Source organism: Microbispora hainanensis (assembly GCF_006874475.1).
Lineage (GTDB): Bacteria > Actinomycetota > Actinomycetes > Streptosporangiales > Streptosporangiaceae > Microbispora > Microbispora hainanensis.
In genome coordinates this window covers 11,033-36,178 of sequence record NZ_VIRM01000027.1, presented here as the reverse complement: position 1 = coordinate 36,178, position 25,146 = coordinate 11,033, and the positions used below count along the sequence as shown (strand labels likewise).

General features: G+C 73.1%; 27 protein-coding genes. 19 read left to right on the top strand and 8 right to left on the bottom strand.

Annotation, left to right across the window (positions count from 1 at the left end; all coding sequences use genetic code 11):
- The first annotated feature begins 2 nt into the window (after window positions 1-2).
- The 11 genes from FLX08_RS21755 to hypE are packed head-to-tail and all read left to right on the top strand — an operon-like array spanning window position 3 to window position 8,314.
- Window positions 3-1,778 (top strand): nickel-dependent hydrogenase large subunit, encoded by a 1,776-nt coding sequence (locus FLX08_RS21755; RefSeq protein WP_244312801.1) that lies wholly within the window; start codon window positions 3-5, stop codon window positions 1,776-1,778.
- On the top strand, window positions 1,775-2,308 hold the full coding sequence (locus FLX08_RS21750) for a NifU family protein (protein WP_142620726.1): 534 nt from the start codon (window positions 1,775-1,777) through the stop codon (window positions 2,306-2,308). Before FLX08_RS21755 ends, FLX08_RS21750 begins: the two co-directional genes overlap by 4 nt.
- Entirely contained in the window at window positions 2,305-2,919 is a 615-nt protein-coding gene (locus tag FLX08_RS21745) for a DUF5947 family protein (protein WP_142620725.1), read from the top strand. Before FLX08_RS21750 ends, FLX08_RS21745 begins: the two co-directional genes overlap by 4 nt.
- Window positions 2,920-2,921: 2 nt before the next feature.
- Window positions 2,922-3,587, top strand: a complete 666-nt coding sequence (locus FLX08_RS40745) for a DUF6084 family protein (RefSeq protein ID WP_167530514.1) — start codon at window positions 2,922-2,924, stop codon at window positions 3,585-3,587.
- Complete coding sequence (locus tag FLX08_RS21735) at window positions 3,584-4,861, top strand: hypothetical protein (protein WP_208761575.1); 1,278 nt, start codon at window positions 3,584-3,586, stop codon at window positions 4,859-4,861. Before FLX08_RS40745 ends, FLX08_RS21735 begins: the two co-directional genes overlap by 4 nt.
- 8 nt (window positions 4,862-4,869) lie before the next feature.
- Complete coding sequence (locus FLX08_RS21730) at window positions 4,870-5,349, top strand: hydrogenase maturation protease (RefSeq protein ID WP_142620724.1); 480 nt, start codon at window positions 4,870-4,872, stop codon at window positions 5,347-5,349.
- Complete coding sequence (locus FLX08_RS43410) at window positions 5,343-5,462, top strand: DUF6893 family small protein (RefSeq protein WP_425280633.1); 120 nt, start codon at window positions 5,343-5,345, stop codon at window positions 5,460-5,462. Before FLX08_RS21730 ends, FLX08_RS43410 begins: the two co-directional genes overlap by 7 nt.
- 5 nt (window positions 5,463-5,467) lie before the next feature.
- Window positions 5,468-5,875, top strand: coding sequence for a hydrogenase maturation nickel metallochaperone HypA/HybF (locus tag FLX08_RS21725; protein ID WP_142620723.1), 408 nt, complete (start codon window positions 5,468-5,470; stop codon window positions 5,873-5,875).
- The gene (locus tag FLX08_RS21720) at window positions 5,823-6,098 is read left to right on the top strand and encodes a HypC/HybG/HupF family hydrogenase formation chaperone (protein WP_142620722.1); all 276 of its coding nucleotides are present in this window, start codon (window positions 5,823-5,825) and stop codon (window positions 6,096-6,098) included. Before FLX08_RS21725 ends, FLX08_RS21720 begins: the two co-directional genes overlap by 53 nt.
- A gap of 6 nt (window positions 6,099-6,104) precedes the next feature.
- Window positions 6,105-7,229: a hydrogenase formation protein HypD gene (gene hypD / locus FLX08_RS21715; RefSeq protein WP_142620721.1), complete on the top strand. Its 1,125-nt coding sequence runs from the start codon at window positions 6,105-6,107 to the stop codon at window positions 7,227-7,229.
- On the top strand, window positions 7,226-8,314 hold the full coding sequence (gene hypE / locus FLX08_RS21710; protein WP_280117123.1) for a hydrogenase expression/formation protein HypE: 1,089 nt from the start codon (window positions 7,226-7,228) through the stop codon (window positions 8,312-8,314). The genes hypD and hypE overlap by 4 nt, the downstream gene beginning before the upstream one ends.
- A gap of 10 nt (window positions 8,315-8,324) precedes the next feature.
- On the opposite strand, the gene FLX08_RS21705 is transcribed toward hypE, so the two are convergent.
- Window positions 8,325-9,056: an SDR family oxidoreductase gene (locus FLX08_RS21705; protein ID WP_142620720.1), complete on the bottom strand. Its 732-nt coding sequence runs from the start codon at window positions 9,054-9,056 to the stop codon at window positions 8,325-8,327.
- A 123-nt stretch (window positions 9,057-9,179) separates the two neighbouring features.
- On the opposite strand from FLX08_RS21705, the gene FLX08_RS21700 reads away from it, so the two are divergent.
- Window positions 9,180-10,046: a LysR family transcriptional regulator gene (locus tag FLX08_RS21700; protein WP_142620719.1), complete on the top strand. Its 867-nt coding sequence runs from the start codon at window positions 9,180-9,182 to the stop codon at window positions 10,044-10,046.
- On the opposite strand, the gene hypF is transcribed toward FLX08_RS21700, so the two are convergent.
- From hypF to FLX08_RS21675, 5 genes are all read right to left on the bottom strand, one after another.
- Window positions 9,932-12,304: a carbamoyltransferase HypF gene (gene hypF, locus FLX08_RS21695; protein WP_142620718.1), complete on the bottom strand. Its 2,373-nt coding sequence runs from the start codon at window positions 12,302-12,304 to the stop codon at window positions 9,932-9,934. The two genes, FLX08_RS21700 and hypF, sit on opposite strands and share 115 nt — an antisense overlap.
- 48 nt (window positions 12,305-12,352) lie before the next feature.
- The gene (locus FLX08_RS21690) at window positions 12,353-12,679 is read right to left on the bottom strand and encodes an STAS domain-containing protein (protein ID WP_142620717.1); all 327 of its coding nucleotides are present in this window, start codon (window positions 12,677-12,679) and stop codon (window positions 12,353-12,355) included.
- Window positions 12,679-13,746, bottom strand: coding sequence for a cobalamin B12-binding domain-containing protein (locus tag FLX08_RS21685; RefSeq protein ID WP_142620716.1), 1,068 nt, complete (start codon window positions 13,744-13,746; stop codon window positions 12,679-12,681). The genes FLX08_RS21690 and FLX08_RS21685 overlap by 1 nt, the downstream gene beginning before the upstream one ends.
- Before the next feature lie 4 nt (window positions 13,747-13,750).
- Window positions 13,751-15,490, bottom strand: coding sequence for a SpoIIE family protein phosphatase (locus FLX08_RS21680; RefSeq protein WP_142620715.1), 1,740 nt, complete (start codon window positions 15,488-15,490; stop codon window positions 13,751-13,753).
- A gap of 109 nt (window positions 15,491-15,599) precedes the next feature.
- Complete coding sequence (locus FLX08_RS21675; RefSeq protein WP_142620714.1) at window positions 15,600-16,502, bottom strand: ROK family protein; 903 nt, start codon at window positions 16,500-16,502, stop codon at window positions 15,600-15,602.
- Window positions 16,503-16,792: 290 nt separating this feature from the next.
- Here FLX08_RS21675 and FLX08_RS21670 point away from each other — a divergent pair, with 290 nt between their 5' ends.
- Window positions 16,793-17,737 carry a sulfite exporter TauE/SafE family protein gene (locus FLX08_RS21670; RefSeq protein ID WP_142620865.1) on the top strand — a complete coding sequence of 315 codons (945 nt, stop codon included), beginning with the start codon at window positions 16,793-16,795 and terminating at the stop codon, window positions 17,735-17,737.
- Here FLX08_RS21670 and FLX08_RS21665 read toward each other — a convergent pair.
- The gene (locus FLX08_RS21665) at window positions 17,728-18,699 is read right to left on the bottom strand and encodes an LLM class F420-dependent oxidoreductase (protein WP_142620713.1); all 972 of its coding nucleotides are present in this window, start codon (window positions 18,697-18,699) and stop codon (window positions 17,728-17,730) included. The two genes, FLX08_RS21670 and FLX08_RS21665, sit on opposite strands and share 10 nt — an antisense overlap.
- Before the next feature lie 125 nt (window positions 18,700-18,824).
- Between FLX08_RS21665 and FLX08_RS40740 the strand changes: the two genes are divergently transcribed.
- Together FLX08_RS40740 and FLX08_RS21660 are read left to right on the top strand one after the other, a co-directional pair.
- Complete coding sequence (locus FLX08_RS40740; protein ID WP_167530513.1) at window positions 18,825-18,989, top strand: hypothetical protein; 165 nt, start codon at window positions 18,825-18,827, stop codon at window positions 18,987-18,989.
- 36 nt (window positions 18,990-19,025) lie between these two features.
- On the top strand, window positions 19,026-20,084 hold the full coding sequence (locus tag FLX08_RS21660; RefSeq protein ID WP_142620712.1) for a sulfite oxidase: 1,059 nt from the start codon (window positions 19,026-19,028) through the stop codon (window positions 20,082-20,084).
- Here the strand turns inward: FLX08_RS21660 and FLX08_RS21655 are convergent.
- Complete coding sequence (locus FLX08_RS21655; protein WP_142620711.1) at window positions 20,081-21,070, bottom strand: zinc-binding dehydrogenase; 990 nt, start codon at window positions 21,068-21,070, stop codon at window positions 20,081-20,083. The two genes, FLX08_RS21660 and FLX08_RS21655, sit on opposite strands and share 4 nt — an antisense overlap.
- Window positions 21,071-21,220: 150 nt before the next feature.
- On the opposite strand from FLX08_RS21655, the gene FLX08_RS21650 reads away from it, so the two are divergent.
- The 4 genes from FLX08_RS21650 to FLX08_RS21635 are packed head-to-tail and all read left to right on the top strand — an operon-like array spanning window position 21,221 to window position 25,138.
- Window positions 21,221-21,625, top strand: a complete 405-nt coding sequence (locus FLX08_RS21650; protein ID WP_244312799.1) for an RNA polymerase sigma factor — start codon at window positions 21,221-21,223, stop codon at window positions 21,623-21,625.
- On the top strand, window positions 21,547-22,275 hold the full coding sequence (locus tag FLX08_RS21645) for a zf-HC2 domain-containing protein (protein ID WP_142620710.1): 729 nt from the start codon (window positions 21,547-21,549) through the stop codon (window positions 22,273-22,275). Before FLX08_RS21650 ends, FLX08_RS21645 begins: the two co-directional genes overlap by 79 nt.
- On the top strand, window positions 22,272-23,126 hold the full coding sequence (locus FLX08_RS21640) for an ABC transporter ATP-binding protein (protein ID WP_142620709.1): 855 nt from the start codon (window positions 22,272-22,274) through the stop codon (window positions 23,124-23,126). Before FLX08_RS21645 ends, FLX08_RS21640 begins: the two co-directional genes overlap by 4 nt.
- Window positions 23,123-25,138: a hypothetical protein gene (locus tag FLX08_RS21635; RefSeq protein WP_142620708.1), complete on the top strand. Its 2,016-nt coding sequence runs from the start codon at window positions 23,123-23,125 to the stop codon at window positions 25,136-25,138. The genes FLX08_RS21640 and FLX08_RS21635 overlap by 4 nt, the downstream gene beginning before the upstream one ends.
- The last annotated feature ends 8 nt before the right edge of the window (window positions 25,139-25,146 follow it).

The window sequence follows — 25,146 nt, the reverse complement described above, 5'->3', positions numbered from 1 at the left end:
TCATGACCCAGGAACGCGAACTCGTCGAGATGGCCTGGGACCCGATCACCAGGATCGTGGGCAGCCTCGGCATCTACGCCAAGGTCGACTTCGCCAACCGCGAGGTCGCCGAGTGCTACAGCACCTCGTCGGTGTTCCGCGGCTACAGCATCTTCATGAAGGGCAAGGACCCGCGCGACGCCCACTTCATCACCAGCCGCATCTGCGGGATCTGCGGCGACAACCACGCGACCTGCTCCGTGTACGCCCAGAACATGGCGTACGGCGTGTGCTCGCCGCCCATCGGCGAGTGGATCATCAATCTCGGCGAGGCGGCCGAGTACATGTTCGACCACAACATCTTCCAGGAGAACCTGGTCGGGGTCGACTACTGCGAGAAGATGGTCCGCGAGACCAACCCGGGCGTGCTGGCGCGGGCCGAGCGCACCGAGGCCCCGCACGCGGCCGACCACGGATATCACACGATCGCCGACATCATGCGCTCGCTGAACCCGCTTGAGGGCGAGTTCTACCGCGAGGCGCTGGCGATGAGCCGCACCACCCGCGAGATGTTCTGCCTGATGGAGGGCAGGCACGTGCACCCCTCCACGCTCTACCCCGGCGGGGTGGGGACGGCGGCGACCGTGCAGGTCTTCACCGACTACCTCACCCGGCTGATGCGCTACGTCGAGTTCATGAAGCGGGTCGTCCCGATGCACGACGACCTGTTCGACTTCGTCTACGAGGCGATGCCCGGCTACGAGCAGGTGGGCCGGCGGCGGGTGCTGCTCGGCTGCTGGGGCAGCTTCCAGGACCCCGCGCACTGCACCTTCGACTACCGCACCATGAACGCCTGGGGCCGGAAGATGTTCGTCACCCCGGGCGTGGTGGTGGACGGGCGACTCGTCACCAACGACCTGGTGGACATCAACCTCGGCATCCGCATCCTGCTGGGCAGCTCCTACTACGACGACTGGGCCGGCCAGGAGCCGTTCGTCACCGAGGACCCGCTGGGCAACCCGGTGGACATCCGCCATCCGTGGAACCAGCACACGATCCCGCACCCGCAGAAGCGGGACTTCGGCGACAAGTACAGCTGGGTGATGTCGCCGCGCTGGTTCGACGGGCGCGACCTGCTCGCGCTCGACACCGGCGGCGGCCCGCTCGCCCGCCTGTGGATCACCGCCCTGTCGGGCCTGGTGGACATCGGCTACGTCAGGTCCACCGGCCACAGCGTGGAGATCAACCTGCCGAGGACGGCGACCCGGCCGGAGCAGACGTTCGAGTGGCGGATTCCGCAGTGGAACGGCGAGCCGCTGTCCAACGCGATCGAGCGCAACCGGGCCAGGACGTACTTCCAGGCGTACGCCGCCGCGTGCGCACTGCACTTCGCGGAGCAGGCGCTGGGCGAGGTCCGCCAGGGACACACCCAGACCTGGTCACCGTTCACCGTGCCCGACGAGGCGATCTCCTGCGGCTTCACCGAGGCCGTGCGGGGCGTGCTGTCGCACCACATGGTGATCAGGGACGGGAAGATCGCCAACTATCACCCGTATCCGCCGACGCCGTGGAACGCCAGCGTGCGCGACTCGTACGGCACGCCCGGGCCGTACGAGGACGCGGTGCAGAACACGCCGATCTTCGAGGAGAACCCGCCGGAGAGCTTCAAGGGCATCGACATCATGCGCACGGTCCGCAGCTTCGACCCGTGCCTGCCCTGCGGCGTCCACATGTATCTCGGCCGAGGCAGGCAACTGCGCGTGGTGCACAGCCCGCACGCGTTCACGGGGACGCCATGACCCACGACACCATGACCCACGGCACCATGACCCACGACACCATGACCCACGACGTCGCGGGGACGGGCGAGCGCGTCGAGCGGTTGCTCGGCGCACTGATGGACGCCGGGGCCCGCACCACTGCGGAGGAGCTCGTGCGGGAGATCGTCGGCCTGTACGGCGCGGGCCTCGAACGGGTCATGGCGATCGTCACCGAGACCGGGGCGGCCGGCACGCTGCGCGCCCTGGTGGACGACCCGCTGGTCTCGGGCCTGCTCGTGCTGCACGACCTCCATCCGCTCACCACCGCCGAGCGGGTGCGTGCCGCGCTCGACGGCCACCCGCATGGGCACGGGGCCGAGCTGCTGGGCGTCGAGGACGGCGTCGTACGGCTGCGCCTGGAGGGGGCCTGCGGCTGCCCCGCGTCACGGGCGGCGGTCACCGAGTCGATCGAGCACGCCATCGCCCGGGTGGCCCCCGAGGTGACGCGGGTGGACGTCGAGAGCGCCGATGCCAGGCCGCTGCTGCAGATCGGCAGGCGCCCGTCATGAGCACCGGCCTGCGCCGCTTCCGCTCCTCCGGGACCGAGACGGTCCAGGTGGAGCGGTGCGAGATGTGCGCCGAACCCCTGGAGGCCGAGCACGGGCATGTCGTCGACCTGGAGACCCGGGCCTTGCTGTGCGCCTGCCGGGGCTGCCGCCTGCTGTTCGCCCGGCCGGGGCAGGGGCGCTATCGCGCCGTGCCCGGCCGCTTCCGCTATGCGCCGTCCTTCCGGGTCTCCCCCGCGGAGTGGGACGAGCTGGGCATCCCCGTGCGTACGGCGTTCTTCTTCCACAACTCCTCGCTCGGCCGGACCGTGGCCTTCTATCCCAGCCCGGCCGGGGCGACCGAATCGCTGCTCCCGCTCGCCACATGGGAGCGGGTGCTGGCGGCCAACCCGGAGCTGGCGGACGCCGAGCCCGACGTCGAGGCCCTGCTGGTGGACCGGGCTCCCGACGGCTGGTTCTCCTGCCATCTCGTGCCGATCGACGCCTGCTATCGGCTCGTCGGCCTCGTGAGGCTGCACTGGAAGGGCTTCGACGGCGGGCGGGAGGCATGGGAGGCCATCGACGGTTTCTTCGCCGCCCTGCGCCGGCGGGCCCGCGTTCTGAAGGAGGTTTGACCTTGCACGACGGTCTCCGCTTCGACTGCCTGGACGCCCGGCCCGAGCCGTACGCGGCCTCGCCGACGCTCGTCTTCCGCCTGCGCGTCGAGGACCCCTCCCCCGAGGGCGTCCACGCCATCGCGCTGCGCTGCCAGATCAGGATCGAGCCGCACCGCAGGCCGTACGGGCCGGAGGAGGCGGCGCTGCTGGCGGACCTGTTCGGGGTGCCGGCCCGGTGGGGTGACACGCTGCGGCCGGTGCAGTTCGCCATGGCGCAGGCGATGGTGCCCGCCTTCACCGCGAGCACGGAGATCGACCTGCCCGTGCCGTGCGGATATGACCTGGAGGTGGCCGCGGGCCGATATTTCGCCTCGCTGGACGACGGCGAGATCCCGCTGTTGCTGCTGTTCAGCGGCACTGTGCTGGCCCGCTCCGGCGGCGGGGTGAGCATGCGGCAGGTCCCCTGGCACTGCGAGACCCGCCACCGCCTGCCGGTCGCGGTGTGGCGCGAGACGATCGACACCGCCTTTCCCGGCTCCGGGTGGCTGCGGCTGCGCCGCGACACCGTACGCGAACTTCTCCGCTTCAAGTCGGAACGGGTCCTCGCCACCGTCGACGAGGCGGTGGAGGCCCTGCTGAAAGAGGCGGGCATGAAAGAGGCGGGCATGAGGGAGGGAGCACGGTGACCGTGCCGATGGAGGCGGCCCGCCGCGTCGCGGACGCCGTGCTGTACGAGGGCTACCTGCTCTACCCCTATCGCGCCTCGGCCGCCAAGAACCGCATGCGCTGGCAGTTCGGCGTGCTCGTGCCGCCGAACTACCCCGGCGAGCCGTCGGGCAGCGTGACCGAGTGCCTGCTTGAGGCCCCGGGAGACGCCCGGATCGACGTCCGGCTGCGGTTCCTGCACGTCAGGAGCAGGACGGTCGAACGGGAGGAGGACGACGGCTACTGGCCCGTGCCGAAGCTGACCGTCGGCGGGCGCGACTACCTGAGCTTCGACGAGGCCACCGAGCGGGAGGCCCGCACCACGGTGTCCCTGGCCCGCGTGACGGCCAGGCCGTGCACGATCGAGGTCCGGGTGCTGGGCGACCGCGTCATCGAGAACATCGCCGGCCCCGACGGCGAGCGGACCGGCCGGATCGTCTGCGAGCACCAGCCTCTCGACGCGGAGCTGCGGATCTCCGCCGAACGGCTGCCCGGGCCGTACGGGCTGGTGCGGCTGCGGGTCGAGGTGGAGAACACCTCCCACTGGGAGCGGGCGGACGCGCCGCGCGAGGAGGCCCTGCGCCGCTCGCTGGTCGCCGCCCACCTGCTGATCGGGGTGAGCGGAGGGGCCTTCGTCTCGCTGCTCGACCCGCCGATGTGGGCCGAGGCGGCGGCGCGGCAGTGCCGCAACGAGAACACCTGGCCGGTGCTGGTGGGCGAGGCCGGCCACCGCGACGTCGTGCTGTCCTCGCCGATCATCCTGTACGACCACCCGGCCATCGCGCCGGAGAGCCCGGGCGACCTGTTCGACTCGACCGAGATCGACGAGCTCCTCACGCTGCGCACGCTGACCCTGACGGAGGAGGAGAAGCGGGAGGCCCGGATCACCGACCCGCGCGCCGCCGAGATCCTCGAACGGGCCGCCGACCTGCCGCCGGAGCTGCTCGAACGGCTCCACGGCGCCATCCGTCACCTGGAGGTCCCCGCGCGGACGACGTCGGAGGACGAGTCCGTGACCGTGGCCGGGGTGCGGATCGCCAGGAGCAGCCGGGTGCGGCTGCGGCCGGGCCACCGCCGCGCCGACGCGCAGGACATGTTCCTGGCCGGGCGGACCGCCCTGGTCGAGGCGGTGTTCCTCGACGTGGACGGCGTGCGCCACCTGGCCGTCACGCTGGAGGACGACCCCGGCTCCGACCTGCAGCGCGAGCAGCGGCGGTTCTTCTATTTCGCTCCGGACGAGGTGGAACCCCTATGAGAACCGGTATGAGAACACTGGTGGCCGGCGTGGGCAACGTCTTCCTCGGCGACGACGGCTTCGGCGTGGCGGTGGCCCGCCGCCTCTCCGCCACCGGTGTGCCCGACGGGGTGGAGGTCGGCGACTTCGGCATCCGCGGGATCCATCTCGCCTACGAGCTGACCTCGGGATACGACCTCACGATCCTCGTCGACGCGGCCCCGTCGGGACGTGCCCCCGGCACGCTCAGCGTCGTGGAGCCCGCCTCGTCGGACGCGGGGCCGACCTTCGTGGACGCGCACGCGATGACGCCCGAGGCCGTCCTCACCCTGGTCTCCGGCCTCGATCTCCCGTGGGGCGGCAAAGTCCTGCTGGTCGGCTGTGAGCCGGCCGACGTGACGCCGGGGATGGACCTGAGCCCGCCGGTGGCCGCGGCCGTCCCCAAGGCCGCCGACCTCGTGCTCGCACTCATCACGAAAGAGTTCGCGAAGGAGGCGAGGGGATGCTGAGCGGGGGAATGCTGAAACGCCTGGTCCTCGTGCTGCTGGCGGCCGTGGTGGCCGCGCTGGTGGTCCAGTCGCTGCCCGACATCCGGCGCTATCTGCGGATCAGAAGGATGTGACCCGGATGCACGAGTTCGGGATCGCCGAGGCCGTGCTCGACGCCGTGGAGCGCCGGGCCGACGGCAGGCGGGTGTGCCGGGCCCGGGTGCGGGCGGGCGCGCTGCTACGCATCGCCCCGCAGGCCCTCGACCAGGCGTTCTGCCTGGCCTCCGCCGGCACGGTGGCCGAGGGCGCGACGCTCGACCTGGTCATCGAGCCCGTACGGCTCATCTGCCGGGGCTGCGGGCACTCCGCCCTGAGCACCGACCCGCTCACGATCTGCGGCCTGTGCGGCGGGATCGACATCGACAGCGAGGGCGGGGACAGCCTCGTCCTCGAATCCATCCAGCTCGACCCCGGCACCACTGCGGAGGTGTCCTATGTGCCTGGGCATTCCGGGCGAGATCGTAGAGATCCCGCCCGGTCAGACTGACCTCGCCAGGGTCGACGTGAGCGGGGTGCGGCGGGTCGTCAACATCGGCCTGCTCGACGGCCGGCCGCTGCGGCCCGGCGACTGGGTCCTGATCCACGTCGGCTTCGCCCTGTCGAAGATCGACGAGGCCGAGGCCAGGGCCGCGCTGGAGTTCCTGGAGGGCATCGGCCAGGCGTACGAGGACGAGCTGGCGGCGCTGCGCGACTCGTCGATTGAGAGGTGAGCGGCGGTGCGTTTCGTCGACGAGTATCGCGACGCGGACAAGGCGCGGGCGCTGTCCGCCAGGATCGCGAGCCTGTGCGAGCCGGGCCGCGCCTACACGTTCATGGAAGTGTGCGGCGGCCACACCCACACCATTTACAAGCACGGGCTGGAGGACTACCTGCCCGAGACGATCACGCTGGTGCACGGCCCCGGATGCCCGGTCTGCGTGATCCCGATGGGCCGGGTGGACGACGCGATCCACATCGCCGAACGGCCCGGCGTGATCATGACGTCGTTCGGGGACATGATGCGGGTGCCAGGCGGGCAGGGGTCGTTCTTCGACTCCACGGCCCGGGGCGCCGACATCCGCATGGTCTACTCGCCGCTGGACGCCCTGAAGATCGCCCGCCGTGAGCCGGACCGCCAGGTGGTCTTCATGGCCATCGGGTTCGAGACCACCACGCCGTCGACCGCCATGACCGTGCTGCGGGCCGCGGCCGAGGGCGTGCGGAACTTCTCGGTCTTCTGCAACCACGTGACGATCATTCCCGCGATCAAGGCGATCCTGGACTCGCCCGACCTGCGTCTCGACGGCTTCATCGGTCCCGGTCACGTCTCCACGATCATCGGCTGCCGGCCGTACGAGTTCATCGCCCACGACTACGGCAAGCCGCTGGTCGTGGCGGGTTTCGAGCCGCTGGACATCCTCCAGTCGGTCTACATGCTGCTGCTCCAGCTCGCCGAGGGCCGGTCGGAGGTCGAGAACCAGTACGCCCGGGTCGTGCCGTGGGCGGGCAACGTCAGGGCGCTGCGGGCCGTCACCGAGGTGATGGAGCTGCGGCCCTACTTCGAGTGGCGCGGCCTCGGCTTCATCTCGCACTCGGCGCTGCGCATGCGGGAGAAATACGCGGCGTACGACGCGGAGCGGCTGTTCGACATCCCCGGCAACCGGGTGGCCGACCCGAAGGCGTGCCAGTGCGGCGAGGTGCTCAAGGGCGTGCTCAAGCCGTGGGAGTGCAAGGTGTTCGGCACGGCCTGCACGCCGGAGACGCCGATCGGCACCTGCATGGTGTCGTCCGAGGGCGCCTGCGCGGCCTACTACAACTTCGGCCGGTTCTCCCGGCAGCGGGTGAGGGAGGCGACCCGGTGACCGAGACCCGGGCGACCCGCGAGGAACAGGTCCTCGAACGCATCGACCGCGCCCGGCAGCGGAAGGCCCGCGTGCGCGAGGAGCACATCACGATGGCCCACGGCGCCGGCGGCAAGGCGACCCAGACCCTGATCGAGGCGGTGTTCCTCGACGCGTTCCGCAACCCGCTGCTCGAACCGCTGGAGGACGGCGCGGTCTTCGGCGCGGGCGGCGCGCGGCTCGCGTTCACGACCGACTCCTACGTGGTCTCCCCGCTGTTCTTCCCCGGCGGCGACATCGGCGACCTCGCCGTCAACGGCACCGTGAACGACCTGGCGGTGTGCGGGGCCCGGCCGCTCTACCTGTCGGCCGGCTTCGTCCTGGAGGAGGGTTTCCCGGTCGAGGACCTGCGGCGGATCAGCGCGTCGATGGCGCGGGCCGCCGCGGCGGCCGAGGTGTCGATCGTGACCGGGGACACCAAGGTGGTGCAGCGCGGCAAGGCCGACGGGTGCTACGTCACCACGGCCGGGGTGGGCCTGGTGGAAGGGGACGTCCGCCTCGGCGTCGCACACGCCCGGCCCGGCGACGCCGTCCTCGTGTCCGGCCCGATCGGCGAGCACGGCGTCACCATCATGCTGGCCAGGGGCGAGCTGGACATCGAGGCCGACGTGACGTCGGACACCGCCCCGCTCAACGGCCTGGTCGCCGCCCTCCGGGCCGCCGTCGGCGGAGGAGTGCGGTGCCTGCGGGACGCCACCCGGGGCGGCGTCGCGACGATATTGAACGAGATCGCCCGCGCCTCCGGCGTCGCCGTCGTGGTCGAGGAGGACGCGGTGCCCGTGCGGCCCGCCGTACGCGGGGCCTGTGAGCTGCTGGGCATCGACCCGCTCTACGTGGCCTGCGAGGGCCGGATGGTCACGGTCGTGGCCGGGGACGCGGCCGCGCCCGCGCTCGCCGCGCTGCGGAGCCATCCGCTCGGCGAGGGCGCCGCGATCGTCGGCCGCGTCCAGGACGACCCCCCCGGCCTGGTGCTGCTCAAAACCGCCTTCGGCGGCACCCGGATCGTCGACGTGCTGGTCGGCGACCCGCTGCCCCGGATCTGCTGAGCGCGGCAGATCAGACCAGCACGTTCCCGCCGTCCACGGTGAGGACGGTTCCGGTGGCGAACGGCTCCGTCATCAGGAACACGTAGGCGCGGGCGATGTCCTCGACCTCGCCGACCCGCCCCGCCGGGATCGCGGCGCCGATGCCGGCGTACATCCGCTCGCGCTCCTCCTCCCCCATCGCCGACCACAGCGGCGACCGTACGAAGCCGGGCGACACGACGTTCACCCTGATGGGCGCGAGCTCGACGGCCAGTGCCTTCGTCAGCGCCTCCATGGCGCCGCAGATGCTCGCCGCGACCGCCCAGCCGGCACCCGGCCGGTCCTTGGCGATGCCGGTCGTGAGGGTGATCGAGCCGTCCTTGCGCAGGTACGGCAGGGCGGCGCGGACGGCTCCCAGCGCGCCGAAGTAACGCAGCCCGAAGAAGTCGCGCGCCGCGTCGAGGTCGAGCGTGTCCACCGGCATCATCGTCAGCGGCTCACCGGCCGTGTAGACGAGGTGGGAGAACTCGCCGAGGTCCTCGAAGAGCCGGCTCACGGCCCTGGCGTCGGTGAGGTCGGCGACACGCCCGACGCAGCCGCCCCCATTGTGGCCGGTCAGCCGGCTCAGCGCCCGCTCGATGCTGGCGGGCCTGCTGGAGACGACCGTGACCGCGGCGCCCTGTCGCGCGGCCGACTCCGCGGTGGCCAGTCCGATGCCCGACGTGCCGCCGAGCACGACGACGCGCTGCCCCTGCAGATCCATGACTCGTCCTTGTGGTTAGGGGATCTCAACCCCCTCAGGATGGGCCCGCTCCGCCGCCGCCGTCCAAGACCCTCTGCCTCGCCTGTAATACCCTGAGGGCATCAGAGGCGGGAGGATGCGCTGGTGGACGTCGATCTCCGGAAGCTCCGATATTTCGTCGCGGTCGCCGAGCGGCTGCACTTCGGGCGGGCGGCCGAGGCGCTGCACATCGCGCAGCCCGTGCTGTCGCGCCAGATCCGGGCGCTGGAAAGCGAGCTGAAGGTGCAGCTCTTCGCGCGCGACAGGCGGGCCACCGAGCTCACCCGCGCGGGCGAGCAACTGCTCGCCGACGCCCGCCCGCTGCTGGCCTCGGCCGAGGCGCTGCGCCGGCGCGTCAGCCGCGCCGCACGCGGCGCCGACACCTTCACCGTGGGATTCATGCCCGGGCTGATCGTCACTCCGGCCGTCCGGGCGCTGCGCGAACGCCACCCCGGGCTGACGGTGGAGGTGGTCCGCACGACCTGGGACGACCAGGCCGACGCCATCCGCGACGGGCGGGTGGACATCGGCTATGTGCGCCTGCCGATCGACCAGCGCGGGCTGCGCGTGCGGCCGCTCATGGACGAGCCGCGCGTCGCCGTGCTGCCCGCCGGTCACCGTCTGGCGGGCAAGGACGCGATCGGCATCGCCGACCTCGCCGACGAGCACCTCCTCCAGAACCCCGACGCCGTTCCCGAATGGCGCGACGTCGCGACCGAGCTGCGGGGCTCTGCTCCGCGTCGCCCCGCGCCGGTCTTCCACGCCGTGGAGGAGAAGCTCGAACACATCGCCGCGGGTCACGGCATCGTCGTCCTGCCGCTGTCGGTGGTGACCTTCTACACCCGGCCCGACGTCACCTACGTGCCGGTCGCCGACATCCCGCCCAACCAGGTGTGCCTGGCCTGGGACAGCTCCCGCCGCACCCCGCTGATCGGCGAGTTCGCCGCCATCGCGGCGGCGACGGCGGCCTGACCGAGGCTGACGCCGCCGTCGTTCGGGGGGACGCGGTGGTGGGTGAGCACCGTGAAGCCGCGCTCCTCCAGCAGGGTCACGGCCCGGCCGAGCAGCAGCAGGTTCTGGAACACCCCGCCGGACAACGCGACCGTGGACAGGCCGCAGGCCGCCTGGATCAGGGCGCAGCCGTCGGCGACGACGCGGGCCACGGCGTTGTGGAACCGCGCGGCGACGACGTCGCGCGGCACACCGGCCCGCAGGTCGTCGGCGACCGCGCGGACCAGCGCCGCACCCGGCACGGCGAACCCCGAGCCCGTCTCGACGAGGCCGCAGGTGTACGCGTCGTCCACCGCGGGATCGGCGAGCTGCTCGAACTCGACCGCGGCCTGGCCCTCGTAGGTGATCGCGTCGCGGACGCCCGCGACGGCCGCCACGGCGTCGAACAGGCGGCCCATGCTGGAGGTGAGGTGCGAGTCGACACCCCGGCGGGCCAGCGCGACGACGGCCGCCCACTGCCCGGCGTTGCGCTGTACGACGTCCAGGTCCTCCGGGACGTCGCCGTCGTAGGCGAGATCGAGATAGGCGGCCGCCATGCGCCAGGGCTGCCGGATCGCGGTCACGCCCCCGGGCATCGGCACCGGCGCGAGGTGACCCGCCCGTTCGAAGCCGGCCAGGTCGGCGACGAGGAACTCGCCGCCCCACAACGTGCCGTCCGAGCCGTAGCCGAGCCCGTCGAACGCCACTCCCACGACCGGGCCCGCGACCATGCCTTCGACCGTGCCTCCGATGCCGTTGTCGGCCAGGCAGGAGGCGATGTGGGCGTGGTGGTGCTGCACGCCGACGAGGTCCGCGTCCTGGTCGAGGGCCCACTTGGTGGACAGATAGTCGGGGTGCAGGTCGTGGGCGACGATCTCGGGCGTGATGTCGAACAGCCGCCGGAAATGCTCGACGCCCTCGGTGAACGACCGCAGGGTCTCGTAGTTCTCCAGGTCGCCGATGTGGTGGGAGACGAACGCCCGGTCGTCCTTGACCAGGCAGAACGTGTGCTTCAGCTCGGCGCCGCAGGCGAGCACGGGCCGCGGCGCGGCCCGGGCGAGCGGCAGCGGGTGCGGCACGTATCCCCGCGACCGCCTGATCGGCAGGTCACGGCCCCGGAAGACCCGTACGACCGAGTCGTCCGTACGGATGTGGATGGGGCGGTCGTGGGTCAGGAAGGCGTCGGCGATGCCGCCGAGCCGTTCCAGGGCGTCCTCGTCCCGGTAGGCGATCGGCTCATCGGACACGTTTCCGCTGGTCAGCACGATCGGCTCACCCAACGCCCGGAGCAGCAGGTGGTGCAGCGGGGTGTAGGGCAGGAGCACCCCCAGCCACCGGTTGCCGGGCGCCGCGGACGGCGCGACGGGTGCGTCCGGCCGGCGCCGGAGCAACACGACGGGGCGGGCGGCACCGGTCAGCAGGCGCTCCTCGGCCGGGTCCACCACGCACAGCCGCCGCGCCGCGGCCGCGTCGCCGGCCATCACCGCGAACGGCTTGTCCTCGCGGTGCTTGCGCGACCGCAGCGCGGCCACCGCGGGTTCGTCCGCCGCGAGCGCCGCCAGGTGGTAGCCGCCGAGTCCCTTGACCGCCAGGACGCCGCCCTCCCGCAGCAGCCGCACGGCCCGCTCCAGCGGGTCCGCGCCGGGGTCACCGGAGCCCTCGGGCCCCACGAAGCGCAGGCCGGGCCCGCAGGCGGGACAGCACACGGGCTGGGCGTGGAAGCGCCGGTCGCCGGGGTCGTGGTATTCCCGGGCGCAGTCCGCGCACATCCGGAAGCCCGCCATCGTGGTCTTGGCCCGGTCGTAGGGCACGTCGCGGACGATGGTGAAACGCGGGCCGCAGCCGGTGCAGTTGGTGAAGGCGTAGCCGCACCTGCGATCGGCCGGGTCGGTCAGGTCGCGCAGGCAGGCGTCACAGGTCGCCACGTCCGGCGAGACGAGCGCGTGCCGGTCCCCACCGGCCGTGCTCGGCGCGATCACGAAGGTGCTGCGGCCGGTGACGGGCGCCGGGGCCGTGCTGATCCGCTCGATGACCGCCAGCGGCGGCGGGTCGCCGGTCAGCGCGGCCAGGAACTCCTCGACCGGCGCGCTGCCGCCCTCGACCTCGATGAAGACCCCGCGCTCGTCGTTGCCGACCAGCCCGGCGAGGCCGAGCCGCGTGGCGAGGCCGTACACGAAGGGCCGGAAGCCGACCCCCTGCACGATCCCCTCGATCCGGACGGCGACGGCACGCCTGCTCACCCGCCCATTGTCTCAGCCCAGATATCAGCAGGGATTTCAGCCCGGATTTCAGCCGGGCAGGTCGAGCACGTCGTCGAGGGCGACGACCTCGATCAGATGGCGCAGATAGGGGGTGAGGGCGACGATCCGGAAGGCCGTCCCGCGCTCCTGCGCGCCGATGTAGGCGTTCATCACCACCGCCATGCCCGACGAGTCGATGAACTGCAGCCCCGCCAGGTCGAATTCGAGCACGCCGACGCCCGCCGCGAGCGCCTTGGCCACCTCCGCGGACGCGTCGTCCGCCGTGGTGTAGTCGAGCTCGCCGGTCATCACCAGGCGCGCCGTGCCGGGCTCGGGGGTGAGCGACTCGACCTGGAACGGGGGCGTGTCCTTCATCAGACCCTCGTCTCTGCTCGTTGATCCGCACAGTGATCGGCACAGTGATCGGCACAGTGATGGGCACAGTGATGGGCACAGCACGTCTGTGCCGCGGCGACGCCCTGGTCCAGCACCACGCGGGTGTCGGGGCAGTCGGTCAGTAAATCATGGAGAACACGCAGCCCGAGCACGACGGACTCCGCGGGCACGTTCCTGGCCGCCGTCACCTGGCAGGTCCAGGTGACGAAATCGGTGAACAGCACGGAGTCGTGGACGTACATCGCGGCGATCAGATAGTCGGCGATGTGACCGAGATCCTCGCCGGTGTGCTCCCCGAGCCTGTCCATGACGCGCGACAGCAGTTCGGCGCGATGCCGGGCCAGGTAGGCGTACTCCTCGCCGCCGAGACGAGCCGCGGCGGCCCCGCCGTCGTGGGCGGCGGGGAAGGACGGAAGCCCGGCGGCGAGCCGGTCGGCCGCGGCATCGGCGGTGGGCGCCCAGGCGTCCGCGCCGAGCAGGCGGGCGTAGCGGCCGTCGGCGCCGAACCCGGCCCCACCGGCCAGCACGGGAACGCCCACGGCCTGGCAGGCCGAGATGGTGGCGTGCGCGCGGGGCAGCCGGGTGGCCAGCGTGCAGCCGAGCGCGACCACGTCGGGCCCGGTCTGGTGCAGGTGCGTGATCAGGTGCGGGCCGGGCACGCTGGCCCCCAGGAAGTCGACCCGCCATCCCCGCAGGCGCAGCACCTCCGCCATGATGCGGGCAGGCAACGCGTGATATTCGCCGTCGGCGCAGGCCACGACCACCCGGCCGCGGGTCGCCGCAGGTCGTACGCGCCCACTGACGGCGGCCACGACGCGCTCGCTGACCGCGGTCGCGCCGTGCTCGCGCGCGACCGACCACTCGTTCGACGCCCACAGCTCGCCCACCCGGCGCTGGCCGGCGGCGACGACCCGCAGCAGCACGTCCTCGGCGGGCACGCCCTCGTCGATCAGACCCAGGGCCAGGTCGACCGCGCCGTACTCGTCGGCCCGGCCGATCAGGTCCAGGTAGCGCTCGGTGACCGCCGCCAGGTCCATCGTCACCATGTCATCACCCCGGCCTCCCGGCCCGTACGGCAAGCAGGGCGCGGTCGTCCTGCGGCCCTGTGCCCAACCCGGTGCCGGGAGCGCCGCCCACACCGCCGCCCAGACCGCCGCCCAACCACTCGGTGCTGAGCTGTTCCAGGCGCTCCACCAGGGCCTCGACCGGCATTCCCGCGCAGGTGGCGAGCGCCGCCTTCAGCCGTTCCTCGCCGAACATCTCCCGGCCGCCCGGGCCGCCGAACGCCTCGGTGATGCCGTCGCTGTACAGCAGGCACACCTCGCCGGGCGCGAGGTCGAGCGTGGCGGGCCACAGGCTGATCTGCTTCAACACGCCGAGGATGGACCCCCGTGCGGCGACCTCCTCCACCGTGCCGTCCCGGCGCAGGACCAGCGGCGGCGGGTGCCCGGCCACCGCCAGGTCCACCAGCACGTGATCGCCGGGTGCGGTCCGCAGCGCGGCCAGGATCATCGTCACGTAGGAGTGCGGCGACGGGGAGGCGAGCAGCGACCGGTTGAGCAGTTCGAGCAGCCGGTCGGTGCGGCTTTCCAGCAGCAGCAGCGTGCGCAGGCTGTGCCGGACCTGACCGGCCAGGACCGCCGCGCGGGCGCCCTTGCCGCAGACGTCGCCCAGGATGACCAGCGGCGGCCGCTCCACGATCCCGTCGTCGGGGGCCGTGTCTGTAGCCGTGTCGGGCAGGTAGACGTCGTAGAAGTCGCCGCCGATGGCGCCCGCCTGCTGCGAGGCCCGCAGCCGGCCGGCGAGCCGCATGCCCGCGATCTCCGGCAGCTCAGGCGGCAGCAGGTCGCCGGTCAGGATGGCGTTGATCGCGCTCTGCTCCCGGAACAGGGAGGCCGCGGAGATCGCGGCGCCGGCCCGGGTCGCGAGGTCGCGCGCCATCCTCTCGTCGTCGTCGTCGAACGGCGACCGCCCGGGGCGGCGGGCGAGCACGATCGCCCCGGCGGGCACACCGTTGCCGGGCAGCGGGAGCACCAGCAGGTGACCCACGGGCCCGAACCCCTCCGGCAGCAGCCACTCCGGGACGCCGCCCGGGTCCTGCCCTGTGTCTCCCGGGACATGCTGCCCTGTGCCTCCCGGGGCATGCTGCCCTGTGCCTCCCGGGGCATGCTGCCCTGTGTCTCCCGGAGCATGCTGCCCTGAGGTGCCGTGCCGCAGGCCCGCGAGCGCGTCGGTCAGGCCGGGCACCTGCGCCGCCTCGGCGACCGGCAGGGTGCCCTCCTCCGGGCCGGGCCGTCCGGAGACGGCGCGCACCCACTCCATCCGGCGGCGGACGGTGGCCGGCAGCAGCACGACCGCCACGTCGCACAGGAAGTCGGCGGCCAGCTCCGTCGCGGCCCTGGCGCACCGGCGCGGGTTGAGCGAGGCGGACAGGCGGCGGCCGGCCTCCAGCAGGAACTCGGTCCGCGGCGCCGCGTCCAGGTCGGCGAGATACCAGGCGAGGCGGCCGTCGCCGACCGCCTCGGCGCGTATCCGGATCGCCCGGCCGCCGTGGATCACGGTCCGGCCGTCGGGGGCGGACGGGACGGCGCCGAGCGGCGCGGGCGCGGGCAGGCCCGGCTCGACTCCGGGCATCAGGCGGACCGCCGCCGCGTTGGCCAGCGTCACGACGCCGTCCGCGTCGCAGAGCACGATGCCTTCGCCGCTGCCGTCGAGCAGCGCCGCCAAGAGGCCGGGGGCCGGCCGCACCGCCCCGCGTGGAGGGCCGGTCGAACCGGTGGCGCCTTTCACCTGTGCGTTCCCGTCATGGCCGGCCCCCGATTCCTGTCGGTTACTCCAGAGTACCTTTGCCCCTTCTCTGCCCTGATGTCGTCGATATAGAAGGTGCCGGGTCGTCGTCCTACAGCAGGACGAGGGCGGCGGCGCCGAACAGCCCGGCGTCGCGCCCCAGGGAGGTCGGGTCCACCCGCAGGCGCCGCAGGAAGCCGAGCCCGGCGTTCCTCTCGATCGCCTGCCTGAGCGGGTCGAACAGGATCGGCCCCGCAGCGGCCACGCCCCCTCCGATGACGACGTGGTCGAGGTCGAACAGGGCGGACGCCGTGAGCACGGCGGTGGCCAGCGCGCCGGCCGCGCGCCGGAAGGCGGTCATGGCGGTGGGGTGCCCGGCCCGGGCGTCGGCGGCCAGCGCCCTGGCGTCCGCACCGGTCCAGCCGTTCGCGGTGGCCCAGCGGACCATGCCGGGCCCGCTCGCGATGGTCTCGACGCAGCCGACGCCGCCGCAGGGGCAGGGCTCGCCGCCGGGATCGACGGTGATGTGACCGATGTGCCCGGCGTTGCCGGTCGGGCCGACGTACGGCACGCCGTCGAGGACGAAGCCGCCGCCGACGCCGGTGGAGACCACCATGCCGAGCATGGCCCGGCTCCGGGCCGCGCCGTCCCCGCCCAGGCCGCGCCACCACTCCCCGAGCGCCATGCACTGGGCGTCTCCGGCGAGCCGTACGGGCCGGCCGGGCAGCACCTCGCCGAGCGTGTCGACCAGCGGAAACTCGCGCCAGGCCGGGATGTTCACCGGGCTGACCGTGCCCTTGTGAGGGTCGAGCGGCCCGGCCGAGCCCACTCCGATGCCGTCGAGCCGGGCGGGCGGCACGCGCTCGGTTATCCGGCCCACGACCTCCGACAGCGTGCGGTCGGCCGACCCCGGGCCGCCCAGCGGCACCTCGGCGCGGGCCAGCATCTCTCCGTCGGGCGCGACGGCCGCGGCGGCGAACTTCGTGCCGCCGATGTCCACCGCGAGGACGGTCATCGCCGCATCCCCAGCCCCTCTATCACCATACTTAACCGGATAAGGTGCGGCCAAGGTATTGGGTGGGCGACCACCACGTCAACGGCTGATCACCTGTGTGATCCCTACGCTACCCCCACAAGTCTCCGGTGCGGCGAGAAGGCCCGGCCGGACGCGGGTGACCGGCCCCTCGCGGGGTACGCCGCGAGTGATCGGCCGAACCGGTTAAGCACGAAAGGTTCACCATCAGATGGGGGTATCCGTAATTCCGATGGGTTAGGTAGGGTTAGCGGGTGCATTTCGACTACACCATGGCGATCGGCTCGTTCCTGGTCGCCGTCGTCGTCGGCCTGACCGGGATGGGCGGCGGGGCCCTCATGACCCCCATGCTCGTGACGTTCTTCGGCGTGCCGCCCCTCGCCGCCGTCTCCAGCGACCTCGTCGCCGCCGCCGTCATGAAACCGGTGGGCAGCCTCGTGCACCTGCGCCGGGGAACCGTCAACCTGCGACTGGTCGCCTGGCTGTGCGCGGGCTCGGTCCCCGCGGCGTTCTGCGGAGTGCTCATCGCCCGCGCGCTGGGCCGGGGCGAGGCCGTGCAGGAGGTGATCCAGAAGGGTCTCGGCATCGCCCTGCTCATCGCGGCGGCGGGCCTGGCCGTACGCGGCTACCTCGCGATGCGCGACCGCGCCGAGGGCCGCACCCCGGAGACCGGCCGCCGCACCGCCGCCCCCGGCGAACCGGCCGCGACCGAGATGCCCTCCGTCGCCGTACGGCCGCTGCCGACCGCGCTGGTGGGAGCCGTCGGCGGGCTGGTGGTCGGCATCACCTCCGTCGGCTCCGGCTCTCTGATCATCGTGGCCCTGCTGGCGCTCTACCCCGCGCTGAAGGCCAACCAGCTCGTCGGGACCGACCTGGTCCAGGCCGTGCCGCTCGTCATGTCGGCCGCGCTCGGGCACCTGCTGTTCGGCGAGTTCACGCTGTCGGTCACGGTCGCGCTGCTGGTGGGCTCCATCCCCGGCGTCTACCTCGGCTCGCGGATCTCCTCGCGCGCCCCCGGTGGGCTGATCCGCCGCGTCCTGGCGTTCGTGCTGCTCGCCTCGGCGCTGAAGATGTTCGGCGTCGGCAACACCCAGACCGTCTGGGCGCTGGTCGCCGTGCTGCTGCTCGCCCCGGCCTTCTGGATGGTCCTGCGGGTGCGGTGCGGCCTGCCCGCGCTCCCCTGGAGGCGGGAGGCCCCGACGTCATCTCACGTCTGAAGATCACGTAGGACGGGGAGCAGCTCCTTCTCCGACCACTCGAAGAACTCCCGCTGGCGTTCCCGTCCGATCTGCACGAGCGCGATGTGGGTGAAGCCGGCCTCGGTGTACTTCCGCACGGCCTCGACCACGGCGCCGGCGTCCGCGCCGCAGGGCACCTTCCCGGCCACGTCCTCCGGCCGTACGGTCTCGGTGGCGGCGGCGAAGTTGACCGGCGCGGGCAGCTCCGCCATGACCTTCCAGCCGGCCACCGACCAGCGCCACAGGCGGTGCGCGCGCTCGACCGCGGCGTCCCTGTCAGGGTCGTAGCAGACGGCGAGCTGGCCGTAGACGGGCTTGCCCTCGCCGCCGGACGCGGCGAACTTCCCCACCAGCGGCCCGTCCGGGTCGACCGCCACGAGGCCGTCGCCGAGCTCGGCCGCGATGTCCACCGACTGCTCGCCGGAGGCGGCGACCGCGACGGGCACCGGCCGTTCCGGCAGGTCGAACAGGCGGGCCGAGTCGATGTCGAAATACTCGCCGCGATAGTTGCGATAGCCGCCCTGGAAGAGCTCCTTGATGATTTCGATGGCCTCGCGGAACATCTCGTGCCGCGTGTTGACCGGCGGCCAGCCGTGCCCCACGACGTGCTCGTTCAGGTTCTCGCCCGCGCCCACGCCGAGGGTGAACCGGCCGTCGCTGAGCACTCCCATCGTGGCCGCCTTCTGCGCCACCACCGCCGGGTGATAGCGCATGATCGGGCACGTCACGTAGGTCATCAGCGGCAGCCGTTCGGTGGCCTGCGCCACCGCGCCCAGCACCGACCAGGCGTACGGAGAGTGGCCCATCTCCTCCAGCCATGGGAAGTAGTGGTCGGAGACGACTGCGTAGTCGAAGCCCGCCCGCTCGGCGGCGACGGCGTCCTCCACCAGCTCCTTGGCGGGCGACTGCTCGGACATGAGTGTGAATCCGATCTCTGCCATACGGCGACCCCTACCCACGCCGGTCGCGTAACCGTCCAAACGAACTTGACCAGTTACGGCCCTTTGCCGTACCTTTGTGACTGCCTAAGAAAATTAAGACAGTTACAACGGCGAGCTGGACGGTAATGATGTTCTACGACTACTCCCTGGCCACCGAGCGCCTCACGGAGTTGCACCGCGAGGCCGACGACGCCCGCGTCGCCAACCGCCTGGTCGCGGCCCGGCGCTGGTCGCGCCTCGCGTCCTGGGCACAGCGTCAGGCCCGCAGGGCGAGCCGCGACCTGGGCTGACGGCCGTCACCGCGTCGGCCCGGAAGGAAAGGGCCGATGCGCACGACACGCGACATCCGCACGGCGGTGGTGAAGCCGATCAGCGCCGACCTCATGGAGGACGCGGGCACCGGCCTCGACTACGGCACCCGGCCCGACCGCCTGCCGGGCCTGATCACCCCCATCGACCGCTTCTTCGTCCGCAACCACGCCCCGACCCCACGGGTCGAACCGAAAACGTGGACGCTGCGCGTGGAAGGCGGCGGCGTGCGCCGGACCATCGGCTACACCTACGACGACCTGTGGCGCCGGTTCCCGCTCGTGTCCGTCGTCCGCACCATGGAGTGCGCGGGCAACCGGCGCGCCCTCTTCGGCGCCGAGCACGGCCACCGCTTCGAGGGCGTGCAGTGGCGGCGCGGAGCCATCGGCACGGCCGAGTGGACCGGGATTCCGCTGCGCGACCTGCTCGAACCGGCCGGCCTCACGGACGCCGCGGTCGAGGTGATGCCGGAAGGGCTCGACGAGGCGCGCGGGCGCCGCCCGATGCCCCTTGCCAAGGCCCTGGCCCCCGACACCCTGCTCGTGCTCGCCATGAACGGCGAGATCCTGCCGCCCGACCACGGCTTCCCCGCCCGCGTGGTGGTCTCCGGCTGGCTCGGCGCGGCGAGCATCAAGTGGGTGGGCCGGATCGAGGTGTCCGACCGGCCACTGCGCGTGCCGTGGAACACCGAGGACTACGTGATCGTCGGACCCGGACGTCCGGCCGTGCCGATCACCTCCACGCCGGTCGCGAGCCTGGTCGAGCTGCCCTGGCCCGCGCGGCTGCACCCCGGCCCGCAGGCGATCCGCGGCCGGGCGTACGCCGGGGAGGACCGCGTGGCCGCCGTCGACTACCGGATCGACGACGGCCCCTGGCGGCCCGCCGTCCTCGACGGCCCGGATCTCGCCGGCCTCTGGACCCGCTGGCGGTTCACCTGGGACCCCACCCCCGGCGCCCACGTCGTACGGGTGCGGGCCACCGACGAGCACGGCCGCACCCAGCCCGAGGCCACCCCCTGGAACGACCTCGGCTACTGCCAAAACTCCGTGCTCCCCCACCCCGTGCTGGTCGCCTAGGGAACGAGGACGACCTTGCCCGTGGTCGCGCGGGTCTCCAGCGCCGTGTGCGCGGCGGCGGCGTCCTTGAGCGGGAAGCTCTGCACCAGCGGGACCAGCGCGCCCGACCCCGCCGCGGCCAGCGCACGCTCCTCCAGGCCCCGCAGGCCGCCCGGCCGTTTCAGCACCCGCGGGCCGATCCCCACCGCCGCGGTGATGCCGCGCTGGTACAGGTCCTCCGTGGTCAGCGCCGTCGGGCCGCCCGCGGCGTCCGACCAGCCGAACAGCACGATCCTGCCGCCGACGCCCAGCAGTTCCAGCGTCGCCCGCCCGATGGTCCCGCCGACGCCGTCGAGCGCCAGCGTGACCTCCCGGTCGCCGAGGAGCGCCCGCACCTCGTCGGGCCAGCCGGGAGCGGTGTAGTCCACGGCGTGGTGCGCGCCCAGCTCCCGCACCCGGCTCACCTTGGCCGGGCCGCCGGCGAGCCCCACGACCGTCGCGCCGGCCCGCACCGCCGCCTGCACGAGCAGGTTGCCGATGCCCCCGGCCGCCGCCGTGACCAGGACGACGTCGTCCGCCCGGATCTCCGCGACGTCGAGGATGCCCATGGTGGTCCGGCCGGTGCCGATCATCGCCACCGCCTCGCCGTAGCCCAGGCCGTCCGGGATCTCGTGGATCGCCGAGGCATCCCGTACGGCCAGCTCGGCGTATCCGCCGGGCACCATCCCGAGGTGGGTCACGACCCGCCTGCCGATCAGGCCCGGATCGGCCCCGGGGCCGACGGCGTCGACGACCCCGGCGACCTCCCGGCCGGGGATCGTGGGCAGGTCGGGGACGGGGATCGGGCCGCCGGCGTACTTCCCGGCCCGCAACGTGGTGTCGACGAGGTGCACCCCCGCCGCCCGTACGGCGACGCGCACCTGGCCGGGGCCGGGCTCGGGATCCTCGGCCTCCTCGTAGACGAGATTCTCGGCGGGACCGAAAGCGTGCAATCTGATCGCGTACATGCGTCCGTTATAGGTTTCCCGACCCCGCCTCCACATCGGGCGCTGGTCCTAGGTCTCCCGGTGTGAACCGATCGGCGCGCACGGCGCGATAGACGAGACATGCGCCCCTTCCCTCTGCGGCTCCCCGGGAGACGCCCGCATCCGCCGCCCGTGAGCCCGTCCAGCGGCGACCACGAGCTGATGGCGGCGGTGGCGGCGGTGGCGGCGGCACGCGTGGAGGCGCTGCGGCTGCTGCACGACCGGCACGCGCCCTGGCTGCGCGCCCGCCTGCTGCGCAGGTGCGCCGACCCCGACCTCGTGGACGACGCGATCCAGGACACGTTCGTCGCGGTCTGGCGCGGAGCGCGCCGCTACGCGCCCCAGGGCGACGACGCCGCCGCGTGGATCTGGACGATCGCCGTGCGCCGCCTGGCGTCCGCGCTCAGACGTCCCGGTGGTCGCTGGATCGCCGCCGCCGCGCCCGGTGCCGTACGGCGGTGCCCGCCGACGCCGCGTGGCTGGCCATGTCGTGGGAGCGGATCACGGCGGAGGTCGCCGCCCCCGCGCCGCCGCTGACGGAGCGGCTGCTGCGCGCCGCCCGGGTTCCCGGGCACCTGGCCCGGCTGCTCGCCGCGACGCCCGCGCTGAGCCGCGCCTGGGCGGCGGCCGTCGCGGTCGCCCTCGGCTTCGCGGTGGCGGCCGCGCACCTGGCCGACCATGGTTTCCTGGCGTTCCTCACCCTGGCCCCCGTGCTGCCGACGGCGGGCATCGCGCTCGCGTACGGCCGCAGGATCGACCCCGCCCACGAGACGTACGCGGCCACGCCCATGGCGGGAGCGCCGCTGCTGCTGGTGCGCTCGACGGCCGTGCTCCTGACGGCACTCGCGCTGACCGCGCTGGCCGTCCCGCTGCTGCCGTCCGTCGCAGTGCAGTCCGTCGCAGTGCAGTCCGTGGCCCTGCCGTCCGTCGCCTGGGCCTGGCTGCTCCCCGCGCTGGCGATGACCTCGGGCTGCCTGGCACTGGCCACGCGGGTGCCGCTGCCTGTCGCCGCCGTGACCCTGGGCGGCGGCTGGGTCGCGGTCGTGACGGCGGTCGGAGCGGTGACGGACGACCGCGCGCTGCCGTTCCGGCCCGCCGCGCAGGTGCTCTACGGCTGCGCCGTGGCGCTGCTCACCCTCGTCCTGTACGTCCGGCGCCATCGCCTCGACCCCGCGGAGCCCCGATGACCCCCATCGTTACGGTGCGCGGCCTGCGCAAGCGATACGGCCGCAGGTCCGTGCTCGACGGCCTCGACATCGCGTTCGGCACCGGCGTGACGGGCCTGCTCGGCCCGAACGGCGCCGGAAAGACGACGTTGCTGCGCTGCCTGGCCACGACGCTCGCGCCCGACGCCGGGGAGCTGCGCGTGCTCGGCCTCGATCCGGCCACGGCGTCCGGGCGGCTCGGCGTGCGCCGGCGCCTCGGCTACCTGCCGCAGGATCCGGGGTTCTATCCCCACTTCACCGCCTTCGAGACGCTCGACTACGTCGCGATCCTCAAGGAGATGACCGACCGGCGCGAACGGCACCGCGAGGTGACGCGGGCGCTCACCGAGGTCGGCCTCACCGACCGGGCGCGAACGAAGGTGCGCAAGCTGTCGGGCGGCATGCGGCAGCGGCTCGCGCTCGCCCAGGCCCTGCTGGGCGGGCCCGACCTGCTCGTCCTCGACGAGCCGACGGTCGGCCTCGACCCGGAGCAGCGGCTGCGGCTGCGCGCCCTGGTCTCCCGTCTGGGCGAGAGCCGTACGGTCCTGCTGTCCACGCACCAGACGGAGGACGTCGCGGCGCTGTGCGAGCGGGTGGTCGTGATGGACGGCGGGCGGATCCTGTTCGACGGCACCCCCGCAGGGCTCGCCGCCGTCGCCGCCGGCCGGGTGAGCCTCGGCGACCACCGTCCGGGGCCCGGCGGGCTCTTCTGGCGCACGGCCGACGGGCGCTACCGCACGATCGGCGAGGCTCCGGCGGACGCCGTCCCGGCCGAGCCGACGGTGGAGGGCGGCTACCTGCTCCTCGTCGGCCGGACCGAGGAGGCGGCATGAGCCTGGCCGGGTTAGAGGCCGTCCGCCTGCTGCGCAACCCGCTGGTCTGGGGAGCCGCGGTGCTCATGGTCGCGCTGCGCGTGTGGCAGACGTGGTCCCGCGCGCCCGCCTGGCCGGAGGTGACGATCGACACGGCGTACGGCTGCCTGCTCGTGGGTGCGGGCGCGCTGCTGGCGGCGAACCTCGCCGCGAACCGGGAGCGGCGGCACGGCATGCCGGAGACCATCGGGGCGCTGCCGGTCCGGGCCCCGGCCAGGACCCGGGCGCTGCTGGTCGCCGCTCCCGTGATCGCCGCCGCGACGGCCTGCGCGGCCACGGCGGTCCACCTGGTGAGCCTGCTGCCCGCGCACCCGGCGGGCCGCTTCGATCCGTGGGAGTCGCTGACCGGGCCGGTCGCAGCGGCGCTCTGCGGCGTCCTCGGCGTCGCCGTGGGCCGGTGGCTCCCCGGACCGGCCGCCGGGCCCATCGTGCTCTTCGCGGTCGCGACGCCCGTGGAGCTGTCCAGGTCGGGTGGTTCCTGGGCGGCGCTGCTTCCGGTGATCCTGCACCACGACCTGCCCGTGGAGATCAACCCGCGGCCCTCGGGGGCCCATCTGGTCTACCTCCTCGTGCTGATCCCGCTGGTCGCCGCCCTGGGGATGGCCCGGTTCGGCCCGCGTCCCCGGCGCGTGCTCGCGGCGCTGGCCGGGCTGGCGGTCGCGGTGCCCACGGGGGCCGCCGCGACCGCCGGCACGCACGAAGCGGTGCCACAGGAGAGGCTGGCGCGGTGGTCCACCGCCGAGACCCAGCGCTGCCGGGACGTCGAGGGGGTGCGTTACTGCGCCTATCCGGGCTACGAGGCGTGGATCCCGCTCTGGGCGCGCGCGGTGCGGCCCGTGGTCGCCGCGGTCCCACCCGCCCGGCGTGCCGGGGTGCCCGAGATCAGGCAGCGGATCGGCGGCGTCTCCAATGGCCAGGGACGGGAGACGATGAGCCTCCGGCATCTTCGTTCGTGCGGGCACGCCCGGATGCGCCGAATGGGGACGGGCGCGCACGCTCGTCGCCCTGTGGCTGGGCGGCCAGGCCGGGCCGGTACGTGTCGCCGCCTCGTCCTGGGCACAGACGAAGGACTCCGAGCGGCCCGCCGCCGAGCGCCTCTACCGGTACGCCGAGCGCCTGCTCGCGCGCCCGGACGCCAGGTCGCGGGTGTGGGCCCACTGGGCGACGCTCATGGATCCGAAGACCACGGTCGAGCAGGCGCTTCCGCTGCTCGGCCTCACCCCCGACCCCGGCGACGGGAAGGACTGCTCATGATCTGTACGGCACCGATCCTCGTCCGCCCGCTCCTGCGGGCGGTCGACTGGGCGCCGCTCGCCTGGACCTGGCTCGCGTCCACGGCCGTGGTCGTCATCGCCGCCCTCACCCGTGGCGCGGTGGTGAGCTGCGATGCCGTGGTCCTGTCACGGCTGTCGGCCGGGGCGATGGGCGCGACGGCGGGGTTCGCTCTCGTCGATCCGATGGCATACGGCACGCTCGCCACGCCTGTGCCGAGGTGGCTGCGCATGTGGCTGCGCACCGCTCTCGCCGCCGGGGCCGCCCTCGCGGCCTGGGGCACGACCCTCGCGCTGATCGTCGTCTTCCTGCCCCAGGACTCTCCGTTGCTCGCCGGCGACCTGGCGCTCGAGGCCGCCGCCTGCGTGCTCACCGGGCTGTCCGGCGCCGCCGTCGCCGTACGGCTGCGGCCCCGGCACGGGCGTTCTGCGGCCCTCGCGGGCACGGCGGCCCAGTTCGCGCTGCTCGCCGTCACGCTCTTCCTGACCGCCGAGCTGTGGCTGTGGCCGCTGCAGGACGACCCGCAGTGGCCGGTGGCCCACCGGCTGTGGCTTGTCCTTCTGCCGCTGCCCGTGGCGTGTCTCGCATTGGCGCACGGAAATCCGGCGAAAAAGTGGAGTCACAGGGTTATGGCGTTTTTCGTTCGGTTTTCCCTCGGCGACCCTTATGCTCGCACCAAGTCCTCTTTACTACGCGAGTGAGGAGACAT